We start from the raw sequence: 20024 nt of genomic DNA on the forward strand, positions 1-20024 counted from the left end.
TGCGTCCGTCAATCATGGCTTGAATGCGACATTGGCCAGACGAATCAGGCCGTCCGGGTTCGGTACAAAACCGGTCACGTTGTTACGCATGGCAATGATTCGCGGGTCGAAATACAGGTAAGTGGTCGGTACCTCATCGGCCAACAAGCGCAGCGCTTCGTTGTACAGCGCCTGGCGTTGTGGAACGTCGTTGACGGTACGCGCTTTGTTCAGCAACTCGTCGAGTTTGGCATTGCAGTACTTGCCGTCGTTCTGGCCGCCTTTGCAGGTCACGAACTGATGGATATCGCCATCCGGATCAGGGCGACCCGACCAGGCGCTCATGCCGATCTGGAAGTTGCCGCTTGCCTGTTCGCTCAGCATCGTGGCGTATTCAGTGGCAATCAGGTTGACCTTGAAGCCCGCTTCTTCAGCCATGGCCTGAATGATCTGCCCGACTTGTTGTGCAATAGGGTTGTTGGCCACTTTCAGGTCCACCGCCAGCGGCAGCTTTACCCCGGCTTCGGCCAGCAGCGCCTTGCTTTTCTCGACATCGCGAGCCGGGATCGGCAGGTCCTTGTCGTAATACGGGCTGTTTTTCGGGAACGGCTGAGCGCTTGGGGCGTACAGGCCCTCAAACACCACCTGGTTAATGGCATCGCGGTCGATGGACAGCTCAAACGCTTTGCGTACACGCTTGTCTTTGCCCATTGGCGAGTTGGCTTTTTCACCGTTGCCGATGTTGAACATCAGCTGCATGTAGCCCAGGCCGGGTGTGTTGTAGATGGCCAGCTTGCTGTCGCCCTTGACGGTTTTCACATCGGTTGGCGCAACGCGCTCGATGATGTCCAGGTCGCCGGAGCGCAGGTTAGCCAGGCGCACCGAGGTGTCCGGAATCGGCAGGAACACCACTTTGTCGAAGTGATAAGCCTGTTTGTTCCAGTAATGGTCGAAACGCTCCAGCACGATGCGATCCTGCTGCACGCGTTGCACGAATTTATAAGGGCCGGAGCAGACAGGGCTGGAGGCGAACTCGCCTTGCGCAGCTTTCGGCGCGAGCATCATCCCGGCGCGGTCCGAGAGTTGCGACACCAGCGTGGCATCGGCCTGTTTGAGTTTGATGGCGACGGTCTTTGTGTCGATCACTTCCACGCTGTCCACTGAGGCCAGCTCGCTTTTACGCAGGGAGTCGGGGAGGGTGCGGGCGCGATCGAGGTTGAACTTCACCGAGGCGGCATCAAAAGGTTCGCCGTCGTGGTACGTCACGCCTTCGCGCAAGGTCATGGTCAGGGTTTTGCCGTCCTCGCTCCAGCTCCAGGCAGTGGCCAGTTGTGGCGCGTAAGTCAGGTCCGGGTTGACGTCCACCAGCTTGTCGCACAGCGCGGTATAGACCAGACGTCCGGAATAGGTGCGCGAACGATGCGGGTCAAGCACATCGGGATCGTCCTGGATGCCGATGCGCAACGTCGATTCGGCAAAGGCGGCGTGAGTGGCCAGCAATAACAAGGTTGCTGTCATGACGCGTGCAATTTTCATGGCTGGCTCTCCACTGCGAGGGATTGATGGTGCTTGAACAGATTCAGGCGCTGGGTGTAGGCAGCGCTGGGTGTCGGAAGGATCAATGGGCCGCTGCCCGCATTGGCGATTTCACGCCAGAAGTGGCAAGCCACCTGGCGTTCGGCCTCAACGGTTTCCATGACCGGCGCTGCTTCTTTGCACAGCGCACGGGCATGCGCGCAACGGGTATGAAACCGGCAACCCGAAGGCGGGCGGCTCGGGCTGGGCATGTCGCCGCCGAGCAAGGGACGCGGCTGGCGCAGGTCCGGGTGGCTGACCGGCACCGCAGCCATCAACGCCTGGGTATAAGGATGCAGAGGGGCTTCGAACAGCGCGTTGACCGGCGCCAGTTCAACGATTTCACCCAGATACATCACCGCTACGCGGTCGCTCATGTGGCGAATCACGGCCAGTCCATGAGCAACAATCACCAGGGTCAGGCCGAATTGATGCTTGAGGTCTTCGAGCAGGTTGACCACTTGCGCCTGCACCGAGACGTCCAGCGCCGAGACCGGCTCGTCACCAAGGATCAAGCGCGGCTCGGAAGCCAGTGCGCGGGCAATGCCGATGCGCTGGCGCTGGCCACCGGAGAACTCATGGGGATGCCGACCGCCGTGCTCTGGAGCAAGACCTACCGTGCGCAGCAACTCGGCGACCCTGGCCTGACGGTCGCTGCGGCTGGCTTTGCTGTGCAGCCAGATCGGTTCGCCAACGATGGATTCCACGGTCATGCGTGGATTCAGCGAGGCGAACGGGTCCTGGAAAATGATCTGCAGGTCACGGCGTACCTGACGCAGTTTTTCCGGCGTCAGGTTGGCCAGGTTGCGGCCCTCGTAAATCACGTCGCCCGCGGTTGGCTGCAGCAGGTTGAGCAGCAGGCGGCCAAGGGTTGATTTGCCCGAGCCGGACTCGCCTACCAATGCCAGCGTCTCGCCCTTGCGGACTGACAGGTTGACCTCATTAACGGCCTGTACAGGCGGCTTCTTCGGCTGCAAAAGACCGCTTTCCACGGCGAAGTGCTTGCTCAGGCCGATGCCTTCCAGAATGGGTTTCTGCGCGTTGCTGTCGGGGCTGACGCGCCCGGCGATGTCTGGTTTGGAAAGGTTCACGCACTGACTCCCACATGCTGTTCCAAAGGCGCACGGATGCACGCGGCGAAGTGTCCGGGGGACAACTCAAGCAGCGGCGGACGCTCGTCCCGGCATTGCTGGATCACAAACGGGCAGCGACCGGCGAAACGGCATCCGCCGGGCATTTCTACAGGCGTCGGCACTCGCCCATTAATTGTGGCCAGGCGACCTTCACGAGGCCCCATCGATGGCATCGAACCCATCAGGCCGATGGTGTACGGATGCTGCGGATCATCGAACAGGGTCTTCACCGGGGCGCTTTCCACCACGCGCCCGGCGTACATCACCATCACGTCGTCGGCGACTTCGGCGACCACACCCAGATCGTGGGTGATCAGGATCATCGCGGTGCCAGTTTCGTTTTGCAGGTTGGCGATCAACGAGAGGATCTGCGCCTGAATCGTCACGTCCAGCGCAGTGGTCGGTTCGTCGGCAATGATCAGCGCCGGATCGTTGGCCAGCGCCATGGCGATCATCGCCCGTTGACGCATGCCGCCGGAGAGTTCGTGAGGGTAAGCGTCCAGTCGCTGGCGGGCATCCGGCACCCGGACCTTTTCGAGCATTTCCAGGGCCCGCTGCCGAGCGTCCTTGCCTGAGAGACCTTGATGACGGATCACGCTTTCGGCGATCTGCTCGCCGATGGTGAAGACCGGGTTCAGGGAGGTCATGGGTTCCTGAAAGATCATCGCCATGCGGTTGCCGCGCACGTCCAGCAGACGCTCCTCGGACATGCCCAGCAATGCCTCATCGATCAGCAACGAGGCGCTCGCGCTAACCTCGGCAGTCGCGGGCAACAGGCCCATCAGTCCCATGGACGTCACACTCTTGCCACAACCGGACTCGCCAACGATGGCCAGGGTCTTGCCCCGTTTAACGGTAAACGATACGCCGTCGACGACGTTGGCAGGGGCACCGGCAAAACGTACGGTCAGATCGCTGACGCTGAGTACGGTGCCGTCGCAGGTCTCGTTAAGGTGGGCGTTGGCGCTCATGAGCTGGCCTCCAGATCGTGATTGATGACGTTGTCCAGCGCCTGTTGCAGCGCCCGTAAATGGCCGCGCATGGCCGTGGCGGCCTTGATCGGGTCGCGCGTTTCGATGGCGCTGACGATGTCGTCGTGATCGTGGCTATAGGTGTCGAGTCGGTCGGCATTGCGTGCCCGTTGACGCAGATCTCGCCAGGTCGGGTCCAGCCGGATCGCATCCAGCATTTCGAAGATGTCCAGCATCAGACGGTTGCCCGCAGCCTCGGCAATGGCCCGGTGGAGCGCGCTGTCCCATAGCTCAATGCCTTCCGCATCGGTCTGCTCGGCGACTTGCTGGCGAGTGGTGCGCTCGGCAAGGCGGCGCAGAATCGCCATCTGCTCACCGTTGGCTCGCACTGCGGCGAGAGACGCCAATGCCGGCTCCAGATGCAGACGCGCCTCCATGACCTCACTGAAGTTGGTCCGACTGGAAAGCCGGGCGAAACTCATGGCAGCACTGGGCGGCGTAGGTCCGACAAAGGTTCCTTTGCCTTGCCGTCGCCAGATCTGGCCTTCGGCTTCCAGCACCGACAGGGCGCGACGAATAGCCCGTCGGCTAACCCCGAAATCAGCCGCCAGATCCCGTTCGGTAGGCAACGCTCTTTGAGGGAATGCAGCATGCTGGGCAACGATCTGCCGCAAGGCATCCAGTGCCAGTTTCGACGTGTTATCGATGGGGGTGTCAGGTTCGAACCTTTGCATCGTGGTACTCGCGCCAGACCAGAAAAAGACGCCCTGAGCTGCCTACAGGCAGATATTCGAGGCAAAAGGGCTGGTGCAAGAGCGATGCCAATGGAAATTGGTTTGCCCGGTTGTTAGTCGCTGGATGCCCGGCGAATGCCGGAAATCAATGCTGGCGGGCCAATGCTGAAAGGTTCGGCTGATTGGGCCAGGGTATGAAAGAAGATTGGTTCGCAGATGCGCGGACCAATTTTAGGGTGATGCGGGTTTTGTTGCATGAATGCGGGCGTAGTGCGCCAGCGAGGCGCGTGTTTTGTCGGGGGTTATCGGGTGCTGCCGGGACTGGGTTGTTTTACAGCGCGCGCAGGACATGTGCTTGCATGTTCCAGTCGAGGATTCCCTGGCAAAGGGCGAGGTGATGTTGGTGTTGTACTTGCCGCTCAGCCCTGAGCAGGTATGGTGTAGGCGACAAGTTGAAAACCGGGCCTCCCTGAGCAGCGTTACAACGATATTTTTCTAGGCGCGATACAGGTCGTTTTTCGCGCTGACGATACAAGGATTATTTTCATGAAAGCTTTTCAGATTGGCTCTCAACAAGGCCTGGACGCTTTGACCGCGACCACTCGGCCCGAGCCGATTGCAGGGCCGGGAGAAGCCATTGTGGCGCCTCGTCTGGTGAGTCTCATAAGCCGCGATGTTCAAATACTGCGCGGCACATACGGTGCCAGACAGCTGCCAGAGCGCATTCCCATGTCCGAAGGTGTCGGTGACGTCATCGCAACAGGCGAGGGCGTCAGCCAGGTCAAGCCGGGCGACCGGGTTATCTGCGGTCACTTCCTGGCTCAGTACCCAGCAGGTTTAATGACGGCAACTTTCGACCTGCGCAGAAAATTTTAAGATACCAATTTCATCAGCCCCGCATTATCCAAGTGATAGCGCGCATGCCAGCCCCTTTAGATTGTGGATCGAAGGTGGACATCTATGCCATCTTGGAGCGACTGATCGTTATGACAGATTGCACGTAACCTGCGGGCGAAATCTGGACGTGCTATTCCCGATCAGCGCCGATCCCGACGTATTGATGTCGACTCCAGGCAGGCCGAAGAGAGAGGCCAATTGATCCGGCGACCTTGGCCTTAACCCTGCGCCCATCATGAGTGTGGCTAATGTTCTTTTGAAATCAATTCGTTTTTGTTCATGTAGCCTCCCTGCTTAAAATACGTGTAGCTCTTCACGATGGCCGATCTACAGACCGTTGAGTGAAGGAACAGAGTGTTGAGCAAAAATGAAAGAGGCCAGGCGCCATTTCAGGTTTGTCCAAAATACAGGTGCGGTTCACAATGAACAACGAATTCACATTTGCTATAAAGAGCATTTGTTTTGATGAAAACTACTTCCCCTCAGAAAATACGCGTATTACGACCAACTTTGCCAATCTGGCGAGAGGGGAGAGTCGGCAGCAAAATCTGCGCAACACTTTGAAGATGATTAATAATCGCTTTAATGCGTTGGCGCACGAGGGTAATTCCACGGGTGATCGTTACACGGTCGAGCTGGACATTATCTCCGCTGAAATGAAAATTGGTACTGAAGGTCGCAGCCACGCTATTCCTTTGATCGAGATTTTGAAGACAACGATTCTTGATCGAGAAACCAATGAACGTATAAGTGGCATAGTAGGAAATAATTTCTCATCCTACGTGCGGGACTATGACTTTAGTGTGCGGCTGCTGGAGCACAACAAGAACCAGTCGGAATTCAGCACCCCAAATGACTTTGGCGATTTGCACGGAAAACTGTTCAAGAGCTTCGTCAATTCAAGCACTTACAAAGAGCACTTTGACAAGCTGCCTGTCATCTGCCTCAGCGTATCAAGTACCCGGACATACCTGCGAACCGAAAGCCAGCACCCTGTCCTGGGCTTTGAGTACCAGCAAGATGCGTACTCTTTGACAGATGAATATTTCAAGAAAATGGGCTTGAAGGTTCGTTATTTCATGCCGCCGAACAGTGCTGCGCCACTGGCTTTCTACTTTTCAGGGGATCTGCTCGGTGATTACACCGATCTTGAGTTGATCGGCACCATTAGCACAATGGATACGTTCCAGAAAATCTACCGTCCTGAGATCTACAATGCAAACTCCGCAGCTGGAAAGTTCTACCAGCCTAGCTTGAAGAATCAGGACTATTCATTGACTCTAATTATTTATGATCGAGAAGAGCGTAGCCGACTGGCTACTGAACAGGGAAAGTTTGCCGAAGAGCAATTTATCAAGCCCTATAAGGCCGTTCTTGATCAATGGTCTGTTCGCTGCACGCTTTAATTAATTTGAAATCAAGGTCTTATTCGATGAAGAAACTGTTGCCTACTTCGACCGCTGGTAGCTTGCCTAAACCTTCTTGGCTTGCACAACCTGAAACGCTTTGGTCACCCTGGAAATTGAAGAATGAAGAACTGATCGAAGGTAAACAGGATGCTTTGCGCCTCTCCTTGCAAGAGCAGCAACTGGCCGGCATTGATATCGTCAGTGATGGCGAACAGACCCGTCAGCATTTTGTGACGACCTTCATCGAGCATCTTGAAGGTGTCGATTTCGAAAATCGTGAAACCGTCCGGATTCGTGATCGCTACGATGCCAGCGTCCCGACGGTGGTGGGTGCCGTTGCCCGGAAAACGCCAGTGTTCGTTGAAGACGCCAAATTTTTGCGCCAGCAGACCAAGCAGCCGATTAAATGGTCCTTGCCTGGCCCAATGACGATGATTGACACCCTATACGATGCTCACTACAAAAGCCGTGAAATACTGGCTTGGGAATTCGCGAAGATTCTCAATCAGGAGGCCAGAGAGCTGGAGGCTGCCGGGGTAGATATCATTCAGTTCGATGAGCCTGCATTCAACGTGTTTTTTGACGAGGTGAATGACTGGGGTGTAGCCACCTTGGAACGAGCAATCGAAGGGCTCAAATGCGAAACCGCCGTGCATATTTGCTATGGCTATGGCATCAAGGCCAACACCGACTGGAAGAAGACGCTGGGTTCAGAGTGGCGACAGTACGAAGAAGCGTTTCCCAAGCTGCAAAAATCCGGCATCGATATTATCTCGCTGGAGTGCCATAACTCTCACGTACCTATGGATCTGCTTGAACTCATTAGGGGTAAAAAAGTGATGGTAGGAGCCATTGACGTGGCGAGCCATACCATTGAGACGCCTGAGGAAGTCGCCCATACCCTGAGAAAGGCACTCCAGTTCGTCGATGCCGACAGGCTCTATCCATGCACTAACTGCGGCATGGCACCGTTGCCACGTCGAGTCGCCAGCGGCAAGCTGCACGCGTTGAGTGCTGGTGCAGAAATCGTACGTAGAGAACTCTATAGCGAGCGCTGAGCTACATTCGCAAATGGCGTACGTAGGTTGAGTGGGCGATCAGGTCGATTTTGATCGACGGGCCGCTTTCAAAATTGAAGAAGGCTGAAGCCAGCCAGATTATCGGGCCACTTCAGGCGCGGGAGCTGCTTTTGATCCTACTCCCCCTGTTTATGCTTATGAGGTTTCAGTTTTGGATGATCCTTTTGCTTTTCAGGCGTGACTCTCTGCCTCTTGTCCGGGGTGCCATCCTCGTTCGTTCTCTTAGGGCCAGGTTTAATACTCATCGTCGATTTCCTTTATCGCTTGGGTTGTTAAATCCTGCTTTGTAGATATCCCAGCCCCTTATAACTGTCAATAGGAGGAAAGCAAAGTTCGCGTAGTCAAAGTATAGGCATTCGGATTTCAATAGCCGACTTGGTCATGACTTGGATGCCGCGAACTCAGGGCTTCATCGAGCTGCTTGAATCGCTCCCTAGCTTTTATGTATTTACGTAACGTCTCCCATTCAGCCGCCTGCTGCCCCCATCACAGGCAGCAGGCTTCCCAAAGCAAACGCCGACGCTGGCGGCTATTCCAGAGGTTCAGTAACTTTGGCCGCTGGAATACGCCTAGCTGATGGCGTGATGGGGCACCTATGCAGTAAGTTTTCGCCGCGCCTCTAATTCGTCACGCCATTTTTTAAGGGATTCGATGTCTACCTTAAGCTCCGCCTCCTCCGGTGGCTGAACCGGCGTCTCATCGGATTGGCTGTGCTCAAAGCAGCTGAACTTCGTCATCAGCTCATCAATGCGCTGAAGCTCCTCGTGAGTGATCCCAAGCAGAGCAGGAAGACGTCCATCGGTGGAAATTCCCCGGCGGTGACGTACAACGATTTTCTGTAGCAGGTCGTCCTCAACGGAGCGTTCGATCAACTTGCGGAAATCGCTACAGATGCCCTGGGCAAGCGCGTAGTAGGCTGCCGCGCCAGCTGTTATGGAGTGCCAGGGCAAGCTGGACTCTGGAGGCCGACATCACCGGTCGGTATAACGAAGGTGTGGACCCCGCAACATTGGAATTTCAAAAAGCCGGGCGGGCAGGGCTCATCCTCCAGTTGGACGGTTTCAGCTGGGCACCGCCGATAACTCGGAGAACCTTTCTTGAGACCTTTCGTCTCGACGCGCTTGTCACGATGAGTGACGGTACCAACTACCCGTATTGCCCCATTCTGATGGAGTACACGCCTGCCGGACGGTTATTCATCCATGAGAGCCGGAGTTCATAGTCGCCAATGGTGCTGGCAACCCCGATCAGCCCTTCGTACCTGTAGAACTATGTGAGGAGCTGGACGCCCTGCGAAGGGTGAACCTGATGGTCGCAAAAGCACGATTTCACCGTGGTGGTTTCGCTCCAACAGCCCGCGCCTCAACGGTCTTCATCAGCAGGACAGGTTGCAAAATCGCGGGTCAGAGGCTGTGCAGCTCGCCTATGTGGCGAGTTCCAGGCCACAGCACATACTGATTTCGTCGGTGATAACGTTCGAAGGCAAGGATCGGACTGTGCTGATGCACTTGGGCTCAAGGAGCTTAGATCACCTATATATAAATATAAGACGCTTTGCGACCCAAGTCTTCCAGCCGAAGGGAGCGCGCGCAAGCTCTCGAATTTCCGCCAATCCTCAAAGGCAGAAATCAAGCTGGGCAATGAGGACCAGGGAGGAGGGTGCACATTTCGCAAATGTTGAATAGCATTTTGTGATAGATCTCAGCCTGTCAGAATCAGCCCGCACTCGCCTCTAAACCTCAAATTCTTAGCTCATTTATATAGACGTAATTTTTGACGTCGACGCGCAGCGGTTCTGGAGCGCATTTAAAGACTCGTATCCGAGCCGACTACGTGTATTGTCGAATCCAAAATCCTGAAGCGAAACCATAATAGCTGCTGCGCGGATAGTATCGAGCCTAGCAGCAGCGACTAACGCAGTATCCTGTTCCGTCATGCCATCTTGGGTCATCATACTCACAGCAGTTTGACTGATGTCTTTAATCACGTTACGTACCTGTCTCGACGTTATGCCGGGGCGACCTCCTAAAGTAGTGAAAACAGCCAAGTCAGCTGAAGCGCGATCGCTTTTAGCGATAGCTCTCGCTTTTAAGTATCGCTCAAAATAGCGTGAGAATACCTCCGGTGCCTGTAAACAAAAAACGCGTTCTGCGTCGATGGCACAGTAGGTCAGTATGGTATTTTTTTCCTGGAAATTACGTAATGAGGGACGCCAGGATTTGCTGCCTGAAATAAGTCTAACTGGAACAAGCATGAATATAATCATCGCTAAAATAAAAAGTGATCGTTCATGAGCGCTGTCATGCTCACACATTTTCTCCGCGGCCTTTAATAGGTAATTCAAATGGGTTCGCTCCAGTCGTCCAATAAGTGAAACGCTTCTTTCAGTAAGACTATCGATAAAAGACTCTTCGATATGCCTAGCAGGATTCGTAACTGCTAGCTGGCGTTTCTCCAAATAGTGAAAAAATTGCGTGCATACTGATCGAATACTCTTAAGCGCCTTGGCTTTTGCCACTGAGTTTTCGGCAGCAGTTGAAAAAGGGCGCCACCTGCGATTGATGATGTAGTAGCCATCACTGTTCCGCTTAAATCGGCGCATTGCGCTGCGACCAACCCAGCTTTCTGGGGGAGAAGCACAGAATCTAAGGAATTCTTTAATATCGCTGATACCGACCTTGGAAACGGGGGTTTTATTAATGATCCACGCCCACAGCAATAATCGCTCAGTGATGCCTCGATAATAAAAAAAGTGGTACTAACGTCCGCTGCCTGGTCATAGTTTGCATAGCCCTGGAGGAAATCCTTCGCCGAATCGAAGATCAAGACGGGATCTAGTTCAACGCTGAAGCTCGCTAGGTAATCGGCAAGTTCAGGGTGCAAAGTGAAATATACGTCGGACGAAAGCGCTATCGCATCCTGATCAGAGAACATGGGGCGAGGTTCAGTCATAACGATTCTCCGATGAAATAGCTTAAAATAGCTCATAGAAGTCGATATGCCAGCTCCGGTGACGCTTTCGGTCTAATATTTACGGATACTCGATGCAGATGAAATCCGCCTCTATGACATTCAACGTTGAATCCTAAGGTGTTGAAAATCCAGCGCTTTCAAATGTGATGCCTCCTAGCCCTAGCATCTATGAACACCTAGAAATATTCGTATGTCGATCAGGTTTCGCGGATTTGGGGACGTGCCCGTGTAGGAGAGCACTTACGAATGATCGGCTAACGCTTGATTTTTAAGTATTTTTTTTGATTTTCAGGATTAGCATTAATGGCTGACAGTCACATTTAGTGACATTGGACAACAGCGTTAACGAAACAAACAGATACAGTTTAACATAATATACATTATGCGTACCTACGTCTTGCCAACCCGGGCAGTCCCCCAGCCACATTTCAACTGACGCACCTTCCAAAAATATTCCTGACTAAACCTGTGCAAAACCGCCGTCTACAAACATTTCACTGCCTGTCATGAAGCTGCTCTCATCTGAAGCCAGGAACAACGCTGCTGCGGCGACTTCTTCTGATAGACCCATGCGCCCCAGAGGTAACTGCCCAACCATCGAATCAATCACCGCGTCGCGCTGGCCTGTACCTGCAAGCGCAAGGTCCAGGCCAGGCGTAGAGATCGGTCCGGGTGAAAGTACGTTGACCCGAATGCCGGTGCCTTTCAGATCAAGCGCCCAGCTTCTGGCGAAATTACGCAACGCAGCCTTCGTGGCGCTGTAGACGCTGAACGCCTGGGTGCCCATGGTCGCGGTCGTCGAGCCGGTCAGGATTATAGAGCTGCCGCTGTGCATCAACGGTAGCGCCTTTTGTACGGTAAACAGTGTGCCTTTCACGTTGACGCCAAAGGTACGATCAAAGGATTGCTCGGTAATCGATCCGAGCGGCTGAAAATCTCCGAGACCTGCGTTTGCAAATAGAATATCGATCCGGCCCTTGGTAGCTTTGACCTGCGTGTAAACGCGATCCAGGTCGTCCAGTTTCGAAATATCAGCCTGGATCGCGGTCGCCGTGGGGCCAATCAGCTGCAGTGCTTTATTCAATTCCTCTTGCCTGCGCCCGATAATCACAACTTCTGCGCCTTCTGCAGCGAAGCCCAAGGCACTCGCCAGGCCAATACCGGTGCCACCGCCAGTGATCACTGCAACTTTACCGCTGAGCCTGTTCATGATGGATTCTCAAAGAAGTTGAGACCCCACTGTAGATCCACGCATTCAATATGGATAGTATGCACCTTTTGGTAAGTACCCCATCAGCGAGCCTCACCATGTTCAATACTCCCTTCAGTTGTGGGCTGGACGCTGCGCTGGCAGTGATCGGCGGAAAGTGGAAACCTCTGATTCTTTATCATTTGGCAAAAGATGTTCATCGCTACGGTGAGCTCAAGCGCGCAGTTAGAGGCGTGAGCGATAAAGTCTTGATTCAGCAGTTGAAAGAGCTTGAGCGCGATGAAATTATTTCGCGGATTGACTTCAAGGAAATTCCGCCAAAGGTTGAATACTCTCTGACGCCATTCGGGCAATCGCTGGCCACCGCATTAACAGCACTGTGTGAATGGGGCACCCACCATATGCAAACGGTAGAACGTATCAGCGAACATCGCATGAACGCTTTTCCGTCTGTCAGTGAGTAATGCTATGGTTGGCAGAGACCGGTCCCCTGCCCTCGATTGACAGCCCACTACATATAACTCAACTAAAGGGACATTTAGTTGAGTTATTCTTATACTCCTGAAGTCTGGCGCTTCATCCCCCCTGCATAACGCGGCGTCACACTCTTTGGCCGCAGCCCATGCCAACCCGCAATCAACCCTGCTCGCCGGTTATAAAACGTCAATACGGCTCACATCACGCGTTGGCAACTTTAAATTTTTGCGTATACCACGCTCATCCTGAACCATCGCTGTCTGCCCATGCCTGGCCACATGAAACTCCACCTCTGCATTAAGAATTTTACATGGAGTAATAGCCATATTGTCACAAATATAACATCCACCCTATTCTATGATCCAAAGCGCAAGGCAAAACAAAAAAACAACCTGCCCTGAACAATTTTTTTATATTCGACCCATTACTTTCATCGCTCTCAGACTTCGTGGCGCCCGCCTGGGCACTGTATGAATATAAAAACACAGACAGCTGTTATTCAGGATATATGCGCTTTTTATATACCTATATGAAACACCACAGGAAATACATCAATGAGCGAAGCCTTTCTGGCGTTTTCACGCCCTTCCATGGGTGATGAAGAAATTGCTGCGGTAACGCGTGTGCTTCGCTCCGGGTGGATTACGACCGGGCCTGAATGTCAGAAACTTGAAGAGCAATTCGCCGAACGGGTTGGCGCCAGGCAGGCTATTGCGCTGTCTTCGGCTACCGGGGCTATGCATGTTGCGTTGCTCGCGCTGGGTGTCGGGCCGGGTGATGAGGTGATTACGCCGTCGCAGACCTGGGTGTCGACGGCAAACATGATTTGCTTGCTGGGCGCTACGCCGGTGTTTGTCGATGTTGACCGCGACACGCTGATGACCAGCGCAGCGCTCATCGAACGCGCCATCACCCCGCGCACCAAAGCAATCGTTCCGGTTCACTACGCTGGTGCAGCATTTGATCTCGATCCGCTTTATGCGCTGGCAGACCGGCACGGTATCGCGGTGATCGAGGATGCCGCACATGCCGTCGGTACCCGCTACAAGGGGCGGCCGATAGGGAGCCACGGCACGGCGATCTTCTCGTTTCACGCGATCAAGAACATGACCTGTGCCGAAGGCGCAATGTTTGTGACCCATGATGCCCAGTTGGCTGATCGCGTCCGGCAACTGAAATTTCATGGTCTGGGTGTCGACGCCTATGACCGTCTGACCCTGGGTAGAAAGCCTCAGGCCGAGGTTATCGAGCCAGGCTTCAAATACAACCTGGCAGACATCAACGCGAGTATTGCGCTGGTGCAGTTGCAGCGTCTGGATGCGATCAATGCCAAGCGCCAGATGCTCGCCAGACATTATCTTCAGCGTCTTGCCGAGAGCCCGGTTCAGCCCCTCGCCCTGCCCCGCTACGCGCAACAACACGCCTGGCACCTGTTCATTCTGCGCATCGATCCCGAGCGCTGCGGGCTGGATCGTGACGCGTTCATGAAGGCCTTGCAGGCGCAGAACATCGGCACGGGCATCCATTTCATTGCGACTCACCTGCACAGTTACTACCGGAAACGATTCCCTGAGGTTCACCTGCCTGATACCGAATGGAACTCATCAAGGCTTTGCTCCATCCCGCTGTTTCCCGACATGACCCTCGACGATGTCGAGCGGGTGGTCAGTGCCATTGAATCAATCCTGGAATCCAGCCATTGAAACCTTACCCAATCAACCGCGTGTCGATCGTCATTCCGGTCTACAACGAGCAACAAAGCCTGCCGGAACTGTTGCGGCGCACCGAGGCGGCCTGTGCGCAACTGAATCACGCTTTTGAAATCGTGCTGGTAGATGACGGCAGCCGCGATGACTCGGCGGAGATCCTGCAACAGGCAGCGGCGCGGGACGGCAGCCCCTTTATTGCGGTGATCCTGAACCGCAATTACGGTCAGCACGCGGCGATCATGGCCGGGTTCGAGCAATGCAAAGGCGACGTGGTGATCACCCTTGACGCTGACCTGCAAAATCCACCCGAGGAAATTCCCCGCCTGGTCACACTCGCCGAGCAAGGATATGACGTCATCGGCACCGTGCGCAGCAATCGTCAAGACTCGGCCTGGCGGCGCTGGCCATCGAAACTCATCAACCTGGCCGTGCAGCGCTCCACCGGCGTGGCCATGAGCGATTACGGCTGCATGCTCAGGGCCTACCGTCGCACGATCGTCGACGCGATGCTGGCCTGCCGGGAGCGCAGCACCTTCATTCCGATTCTGGCCAACACCTTCGCGCGGCACACGACTGAAGTACTGGTCGAGCACGCCGAGCGCGAGCATGGCGACTCCAAATATAGCCCCATGCGGTTGGTCAACCTGATGTTTGACCTGATCACCTGCATGACCACCACGCCCCTGCGCTTGCTGAGCATCATCGGTTTCAGCATGGCGTTTCTGGGCGGATTGTTCGCCATGTTGTTGATCGTCCTGCGCCTGATTTTCGGGGCAACCTGGGCCGGTGACGGCACCTTCGTGCTGTTCGCCGTGCTGTTTGTATTCACTGGCGGGCAATTTATCGGCATGGGACTGCTGGGTGAATACCTCGGCCGGATGTACAGCGATGTACGTGCGCGCCCACGCTTCTTTATCGAAAAAGTCGTGCGCAGTTCTTCCGTCACTGCCAACGATAGCGTTGTAACCCCTTATATAAACAAGGTTGCGCCATGAGCACTAAAGCGGTCGTTTTTGCCTATCACGATATCGGCTGTGTCGGTCTGCAAGCATTGCTCGACGCGGATTATGAAATCGCCGCGGTCTTTACCCATGCAGACGATCCGAAGGAAAAAACCTTCTTTGGCTCAGTGGCTCAACTGTGTGCTCAGCATGACATTCCGGTGCATGCGCCCGAAGACGCTAACCACCCGTTGTGGGTGGAACGAATCGGCAGGCTCGCTCCAGACTTCATCTTCTCCTTCTATTACCGCAAGCTTCTCAGTGAGCCGTTGTTAGCCTGCGCGACAAGAGGCGCATTCAATCTGCATGGCTCGCTGTTACCGCGCTATCGCGGTCGGGCACCGGCTAACTGGGTATTGGTCAACGGCGAAACCGAAACCGGAGTGACGCTGCATCAGATGGTCAAGCGCGCTGACGCAGGCCCCGTTTTCGCTCAGCAGCGCGTCTCCATCAGCGCCACCGACAGCGCCTTGACGCTTCACGGCAAATTGCGTGAAGCCGCCATTGGCCTGCTGTCGGACACATTGCCGTTACTCGCTGAGGGCAGGCTGTCGGGTACGCCTCAAGACGAAGCCCAGGCAAGCTGTTTCGGTCGGCGAACCCCGGCCGACGGCCTCATCGACTGGTCACTTCCGGCGACTCGCCTGTACAACCTGGTTCGCGCGGTCACGCAGCCCTACCCCGGTGCGTTTTGTCCGGTCGGTGACCACAAGCTGATCATCTGGGCGGCCCGTGTGGAGCTCTCGAATAACGGCGCTGCGCCAGGCACCGTCATCAGCCACGACCCGTTACGCATCGCCTGCGGCGACGGTTCGCTGATCATCAATGCCGGGCAACGCGGCGATGAAGGCTTGTACCTCAGCGGCGCACAACTGGCCCGCGAGTTCGGTCTGGTAGACGGTTCACAGCTGCTCGATACTAAAAAGCAGCGGCCGGTTCGGCGTACTCGCGTGCTGATCCTCGGTGTCAACGGCTTCATCGGCAATCACCTGTCAGAACGGCTGTTGCAGGATGATCGATACGAAATCTACGGCATGGACATTGGTTCAGATGCCATAGAGCGCTTGCGTGCCAAACCGAACTTTCACTTCATCGAAGGTGATATCAGCATCCATACCGAATGGATCGAGTACCACATCAAGAAATGCGACGTGGTACTGCCGTTGGTGGCCATCGCGACACCCATTGAATACACCCGCAATCCACTGCGCGTGTTCGAACTGGACTTTGAAGAAAACCTGAAAATCGTTCGCTACTGCGTCAAGTACAACAAGCGAGTGATCTTTCCGTCGACGTCCGAAGTGTATGGCATGTGCCAGGACGCCAGTTTTAACGAAGACACGTCAAACCTCGTCGTCGGCCCGATCAACAAGCAGCGCTGGATCTACTCAGTGTCCAAGCAATTGCTGGACCGCGTGATCTGGGCCTATGGGCAGAAAGGCCTGCAATTCACGTTGTTCCGGCCGTTCAACTGGATGGGACCGCGTCTGGACCGTCTGGATTCGGCACGTATCGGCAGCTCACGGGCGATCACCCAATTGATCCTGCATCTGGTGGAGGGCACACAGATTCGGCTGGTAGACGGTGGCGCGCAGAAGCGCTGCTTCACCGATGTGGCAGACGGCATAGAAGCGCTGGCGCGGATCATCGAAAACCGCGACGGGCGCTGTAATGGCCAGATCATCAACATCGGCAACCCGGACAACGAAGCCAGCATTCGTCAGTTGGGAGAGGAGCTGCTGCGTCAGTTCGAGGCCCATCCGCTGCGTGACAATTTCCCTCCGTTCGCGGGCTTTCGCGATGTTGAAAGTCAGTCGTTCTACGGCAAGGGTTATCAGGACGTCAGCCACCGCAAGCCGAGTATCGATAACGCTCGTCAGTTGATCGGCTGGACACCCAGCATCGAGCTGAGCGAAACCATCGGCAAGACCCTGGATTTCTTCCTGCGCGAAGCCATGGCTGAAAAAGCGGATCAGTGCTGATGCAGGCAGGCCTGAGAATCGATGTAGACACCTATCGCGGCACCCGCGATGGCGTGCCGAAGCTGCTGGACATGCTCGACGAAGCGCAGGTCAAGGCGACGTTCTTTTTCAGCGTCGGCCCTGACAACATGGGTCGTCACCTGTGGCGCCTCGCGCGCCCCCGGTTCCTCTGGAAGATGCTCAGGTCGCGCGCGGCCAGTCTGTATGGCTGGGACATTTTGCTGGCGGGCACGGCCTGGCCAGGCAAGCCTATTGCCCGTGATCTGGGGCCGCTGATGCGCCGCGCACGCGATGCCGGGCATGAGGTCGGGCTGCATGCCTGGGATCATTACAGCTGGCAGGCCAATGCCGGGCGCTGGAGCGATGTACAACTGACCGAGCAGATACGCCTCGGTCTCGACTGCCTGGGCAGCATTCTGGACGGCCCGGTCACCTGCTCCGCTGCCGCAGGCTGGCGCGCCGATGAACGTGTCGTGCAAGCCAAACAGGCTTTCGGCCTGCGTTACAACAGCGACTGTCGCGGCACGTCGCTATTTCGTCCGGTATTGGCCGATGGCAGCCTGGGCGCGCCGCAGATTCCGGTGGACTTGCCAACGTTCGACGAAGCAATCGGCCCGCATCTCAAGGCGGAGGCCTTCAACGACTACATCCTGCAGCGTTTCGCCACACAGAAGCTCAATGTCTACACCGTCCACGCCGAAGTTGAAGGCATCGTCATGGCCGATGCCTTCAGGCAGTTGTTAAAACAAGCCAATGCCCAAGGTATTCATTTCAACCCCTTGGGCGATTTACTGCCGGCGTCTATCGAGCAACTGCCTGCCGGGCGTATTGCTCGTGGTTCTATCGCCGGTCGTGAGGGCTGGCTGGGTATGCAGCAATGAATACCGGCAGATCGCGTGGCATCACCCTGCTGATGTTGGCCTTTGCCCTCGCCTGCCTGCTGCCGCTCGGTGTTCACGGCTTGTGGATTCCCGATGAAACCCGCTACGCGCAGATCAGTCAGGAAATCCTCCACAGCGGCAACTGGGTCGTGCCTCACTTCATGGGGCTGCGCTATTTTGAAAAACCGGCTGCCGGCTATTGGTTTATCTCTTTGGGGCAGGCCGTTTTCGGTGAAAACCTGTTCGGCGTGCGGATCGCATCGGCGCTGAGTACCGGTCTGAGCGTTGTACTCGCCTACTGGCTGGCGGAAAAGATATGGCACGACCCGCGCAAGAGCTTCGCCAGCGCGCTGTTGTTCATGAGCTTTGGTTTTGTGGCCGGACAAGCGGGTTACACCAACCTTGATCCGCAATTCACACTGTGGACCAACCTGACGCTGGTAGCGTTCTGGCACGCTGTTCATAGCGTCGATCGGGCCCGCCTGACGGCCTGGGCCTTGATGGGTCTGGCCTGCGGCATGGGCTTTCTGACCAAGGGATTTCTCGCCTGGGTGCTGCCGGTAATCGTTGTTCTGCCTTATATGATATGGCAGCGACGCCTCAAGGAGCTGCTCGGATTCGGCCCGCTTGCGGTGCTGGTCGCCGTCGTCGTCAGCCTGCCTTGGGTGCTGGCGGTGCACCAGCAAGAGCCCGACTACTGGCGTTACTTCTTCTGGCACGAGCACATTCATCGCTTTGCTGCGGAAAACGCCCAGCATGCCGAACCCTGGTGGTTTTACCTGCCGCTGCTGGTCGCGGCCTGCGTACCGTGGGCGCTGTTGCTGCCAGCGACCTTCAAACAGGCGTGGCTTCAAAAACACCGAACCGAGACGGCCTTTCTGTCGCTGTGGTTGCTGGCGCCACTGGTGTTTCTGAGCCTGAGCAAAGGCAAACTGCCCACCTACCTGCTGCCCTGCCTGCTACCGCTGGCCCTGCTGATGGCCGATGCGCTGTTCCAGCGGCTTGAACAGGGGCGCGTTACGGCGTTGCGCGTGAATGGACTGTTCAATGCGCTTGCCACTGTCCTTGGTCTGGCAGCGTTGCTGTATCTGCAATCGGAAAAGCCGGTGTATGTGGATGAGCCAGTGCATCTGCTGCTGGCGATCATCGTGCTTGTCGGGTGGACGCTCGCCAATGCCCTGCAAGCCTTCCGCCCCCGGTTCTTCTGGACCCTGCCCGCCGTGGGAAGCTGGTTATTGATCGCGTTGCTGCCAGCCTCGCTGCCCAACAATGTGGTGTACAACAAGACACCCGATCAATTCATCGCCAGGCATCAAACCGAGTTGGCCGCAAGCAAGTCTCTGCTGAGCAACGACCTGGGTGCCGCCTCGGCGCTGTCGTGGCGACTGAAACGGCCTGATGTCACCTTTTTCAATACCTGGGGCGAACTGGAGTACGGCCTGGGTTATCCAGACGTGCAGAATCGAGAAGTGCCGTTTCAGGATATAGCGGCATGGATGATCAAGGCCCGACGTGACGGTCAGGTCGGCGTCATCATGCGCGGCAAGAGTGATGACGAACTGCTCGAACTCGAGTCGCTGCCCAGTGATGGCAAGCGTTACGACGAAGGCAATCTGGTGATTCTCATCTACGCGCAGTCAGCATCATGATCTGGCTGATGCTTGTGGCCACCTGCCTGCTGACGTGTCTGGGTCAGATCGCCCAGAAGTATGCCGTAGAACGCTGGAATGGCGCTTTTCCAGGCGCGCTTGCCGCCCTTCGCTCGCCCTGGTTGTGGCTTGCCGTGACCTGCCTGGCCTTCGGCCTGCTGATCTGGCTGATGGTCTTGCAACGGCTGGATGTGGGCATTGCCTACCCGATGCTGGGCCTCAACTTCGTGCTGATCACTCTGGTGGGGCGCTTTCTTTTCAATGAGCCGGTGGACGCGCGTCACTGGTCGGGGGTGGCGCTGATCATTATTGGCGTTGCGCTGTTGGGGTCTCAGACGTGAGCCGCCGCAACGGCACGATACTGG

Annotated in this window: 17 protein-coding genes; 10 read left to right on the forward strand and 7 right to left on the reverse strand. The window is 55.8% G+C overall.

The window, feature by feature from the left end:
* Positions 1 to 12: 12 nt before the first annotated feature.
* Genes I9H07_RS11780 through I9H07_RS11795 form a run of 4 tightly spaced genes read right to left on the reverse strand, consistent with a single transcriptional unit; the run spans position 13 to position 4392 of the window.
* Positions 13 to 1515 carry an ABC transporter substrate-binding protein gene (locus tag I9H07_RS11780; RefSeq protein WP_236424984.1) on the reverse strand — a complete coding sequence of 501 codons (1503 nt, stop codon included), beginning with the start codon at positions 1513 to 1515 and terminating at the stop codon, positions 13 to 15.
* Positions 1512 to 2645 (reverse strand): ABC transporter ATP-binding protein, encoded by a 1134-nt coding sequence (locus tag I9H07_RS11785; protein ID WP_236424982.1) that lies wholly within the window; start codon positions 2643 to 2645, stop codon positions 1512 to 1514. Before I9H07_RS11785 ends, I9H07_RS11780 begins: the two co-directional genes overlap by 4 nt.
* The gene (locus I9H07_RS11790; protein ID WP_236424980.1) at positions 2642 to 3658 is read right to left on the reverse strand and encodes an ABC transporter ATP-binding protein; all 1017 of its coding nucleotides are present in this window, start codon (positions 3656 to 3658) and stop codon (positions 2642 to 2644) included. The genes I9H07_RS11785 and I9H07_RS11790 overlap by 4 nt, the downstream gene beginning before the upstream one ends.
* Positions 3655 to 4392, reverse strand: coding sequence for a FadR/GntR family transcriptional regulator (locus I9H07_RS11795; RefSeq protein WP_024674442.1), 738 nt, complete (start codon positions 4390 to 4392; stop codon positions 3655 to 3657). The genes I9H07_RS11790 and I9H07_RS11795 overlap by 4 nt, the downstream gene beginning before the upstream one ends.
* 546 nt (positions 4393 to 4938) lie before the next feature.
* On the opposite strand from I9H07_RS11795, the gene I9H07_RS11800 reads away from it, so the two are divergent.
* The 3 genes from I9H07_RS11800 (at position 4939) to I9H07_RS11810 (ending at position 7756) form a co-directional block, all read left to right on the forward strand.
* Entirely contained in the window at positions 4939 to 5268 is a 330-nt protein-coding gene (locus I9H07_RS11800) for an alcohol dehydrogenase catalytic domain-containing protein (protein ID WP_058391020.1), read from the forward strand.
* A gap of 443 nt (positions 5269 to 5711) precedes the next feature.
* A complete protein-coding gene (locus tag I9H07_RS11805; protein WP_058391019.1) occupies positions 5712 to 6695 on the forward strand; it encodes a DUF1852 domain-containing protein in 984 nt (327 codons plus the stop codon).
* Positions 6696 to 6721: 26 nt separating this feature from the next.
* Positions 6722 to 7756, forward strand: a complete 1035-nt coding sequence (locus I9H07_RS11810; RefSeq protein ID WP_058824477.1) for a methionine synthase — start codon at positions 6722 to 6724, stop codon at positions 7754 to 7756.
* A 614-nt stretch (positions 7757 to 8370) separates the two neighbouring features.
* Here I9H07_RS11810 and I9H07_RS11815 read toward each other — a convergent pair.
* The 3 genes from I9H07_RS11815 to I9H07_RS11825 all read right to left on the reverse strand — a co-directional run bounded on the left by I9H07_RS11815 (position 8371) and on the right by I9H07_RS11825 (position 11960).
* The gene (locus I9H07_RS11815) at positions 8371 to 8727 is read right to left on the reverse strand and encodes a hypothetical protein (protein ID WP_236425742.1); all 357 of its coding nucleotides are present in this window, start codon (positions 8725 to 8727) and stop codon (positions 8371 to 8373) included.
* Positions 8728 to 9533: 806 nt separating this feature from the next.
* Positions 9534 to 10496, reverse strand: coding sequence for a hypothetical protein (locus I9H07_RS11820; protein WP_236425743.1), 963 nt, complete (start codon positions 10494 to 10496; stop codon positions 9534 to 9536).
* Between the two features lie 714 nt (positions 10497 to 11210).
* Positions 11211 to 11960, reverse strand: coding sequence for an SDR family oxidoreductase (locus I9H07_RS11825; protein WP_236425221.1), 750 nt, complete (start codon positions 11958 to 11960; stop codon positions 11211 to 11213).
* Between the two features lie 98 nt (positions 11961 to 12058).
* Here I9H07_RS11825 and I9H07_RS11830 point away from each other — a divergent pair, with 98 nt between their 5' ends.
* The 7 genes from I9H07_RS11830 (at position 12059) to arnE (ending at position 20000) form a co-directional block, all read left to right on the forward strand.
* Positions 12059 to 12424: a winged helix-turn-helix transcriptional regulator gene (locus I9H07_RS11830; RefSeq protein WP_058823432.1), complete on the forward strand. Its 366-nt coding sequence runs from the start codon at positions 12059 to 12061 to the stop codon at positions 12422 to 12424.
* 567 nt (positions 12425 to 12991) lie between these two features.
* Positions 12992 to 14140 (forward strand): UDP-4-amino-4-deoxy-L-arabinose aminotransferase, encoded by a 1149-nt coding sequence (gene arnB / locus I9H07_RS11835; RefSeq protein ID WP_024674430.1) that lies wholly within the window; start codon positions 12992 to 12994, stop codon positions 14138 to 14140.
* Positions 14137 to 15141, forward strand: a complete 1005-nt coding sequence (gene arnC / locus I9H07_RS11840) for an undecaprenyl-phosphate 4-deoxy-4-formamido-L-arabinose transferase (protein ID WP_236425220.1) — start codon at positions 14137 to 14139, stop codon at positions 15139 to 15141. The genes arnB and arnC overlap by 4 nt, the downstream gene beginning before the upstream one ends.
* Positions 15138 to 17129, forward strand: coding sequence for a bifunctional UDP-4-amino-4-deoxy-L-arabinose formyltransferase/UDP-glucuronic acid oxidase ArnA (gene arnA, locus I9H07_RS11845; protein ID WP_236425219.1), 1992 nt, complete (start codon positions 15138 to 15140; stop codon positions 17127 to 17129). Before arnC ends, arnA begins: the two co-directional genes overlap by 4 nt.
* Positions 17129 to 18010 (forward strand): 4-deoxy-4-formamido-L-arabinose-phosphoundecaprenol deformylase, encoded by an 882-nt coding sequence (arnD, locus tag I9H07_RS11850; protein WP_236425218.1) that lies wholly within the window; start codon positions 17129 to 17131, stop codon positions 18008 to 18010. Before arnA ends, arnD begins: the two co-directional genes overlap by 1 nt.
* Positions 18007 to 19659, forward strand: coding sequence for a lipid IV(A) 4-amino-4-deoxy-L-arabinosyltransferase (gene arnT, locus I9H07_RS11855; RefSeq protein ID WP_236425217.1), 1653 nt, complete (start codon positions 18007 to 18009; stop codon positions 19657 to 19659). The genes arnD and arnT overlap by 4 nt, the downstream gene beginning before the upstream one ends.
* Positions 19656 to 20000, forward strand: coding sequence for a 4-amino-4-deoxy-L-arabinose-phosphoundecaprenol flippase subunit ArnE (arnE, locus tag I9H07_RS11860; RefSeq protein ID WP_058823437.1), 345 nt, complete (start codon positions 19656 to 19658; stop codon positions 19998 to 20000). The genes arnT and arnE overlap by 4 nt, the downstream gene beginning before the upstream one ends.
* Positions 20001 to 20024: the final 24 nt, after the last annotated feature.

It is taken from the genome of Pseudomonas syringae (assembly GCF_023278085.1).
Lineage (GTDB): Bacteria > Pseudomonadota > Gammaproteobacteria > Pseudomonadales > Pseudomonadaceae > Aquipseudomonas > Aquipseudomonas syringae_Q.

Coding starts and splice junctions, on each gene's coding strand:
- I9H07_RS11780 (WP_236424984.1), bottom strand. CDS start 1,515: ATGAAAATTGCACGCGTCATGACAGCAACCTTGTTATTGCTGGCCACT.
- I9H07_RS11790 (WP_236424980.1), bottom strand. CDS start 3,658: ATGAGCGCCAACGCCCACCTTAACGAGACCTGCGACGGCACCGTACTC.
- I9H07_RS11795 (WP_024674442.1), bottom strand. CDS start 4,392: ATGCAAAGGTTCGAACCTGACACCCCCATCGATAACACGTCGAAACTG.
- I9H07_RS11800 (WP_058391020.1), top strand. CDS start 4,939: ATGAAAGCTTTTCAGATTGGCTCTCAACAAGGCCTGGACGCTTTGACC.
- I9H07_RS11805 (WP_058391019.1), top strand. CDS start 5,712: ATGAACAACGAATTCACATTTGCTATAAAGAGCATTTGTTTTGATGAA.
- I9H07_RS11810 (WP_058824477.1), top strand. CDS start 6,722: ATGAAGAAACTGTTGCCTACTTCGACCGCTGGTAGCTTGCCTAAACCT.
- I9H07_RS11825 (WP_236425221.1), bottom strand. CDS start 11,960: ATGAACAGGCTCAGCGGTAAAGTTGCAGTGATCACTGGCGGTGGCACC.
- I9H07_RS11830 (WP_058823432.1), top strand. CDS start 12,059: ATGTTCAATACTCCCTTCAGTTGTGGGCTGGACGCTGCGCTGGCAGTG.
- arnB (WP_024674430.1), top strand. CDS start 12,992: ATGAGCGAAGCCTTTCTGGCGTTTTCACGCCCTTCCATGGGTGATGAA.
- arnA (WP_236425219.1), top strand. CDS start 15,138: ATGAGCACTAAAGCGGTCGTTTTTGCCTATCACGATATCGGCTGTGTC.
- arnD (WP_236425218.1), top strand. CDS start 17,129: ATGCAGGCAGGCCTGAGAATCGATGTAGACACCTATCGCGGCACCCGC.
- arnT (WP_236425217.1), top strand. CDS start 18,007: ATGAATACCGGCAGATCGCGTGGCATCACCCTGCTGATGTTGGCCTTT.
- arnE (WP_058823437.1), top strand. CDS start 19,656: ATGATCTGGCTGATGCTTGTGGCCACCTGCCTGCTGACGTGTCTGGGT.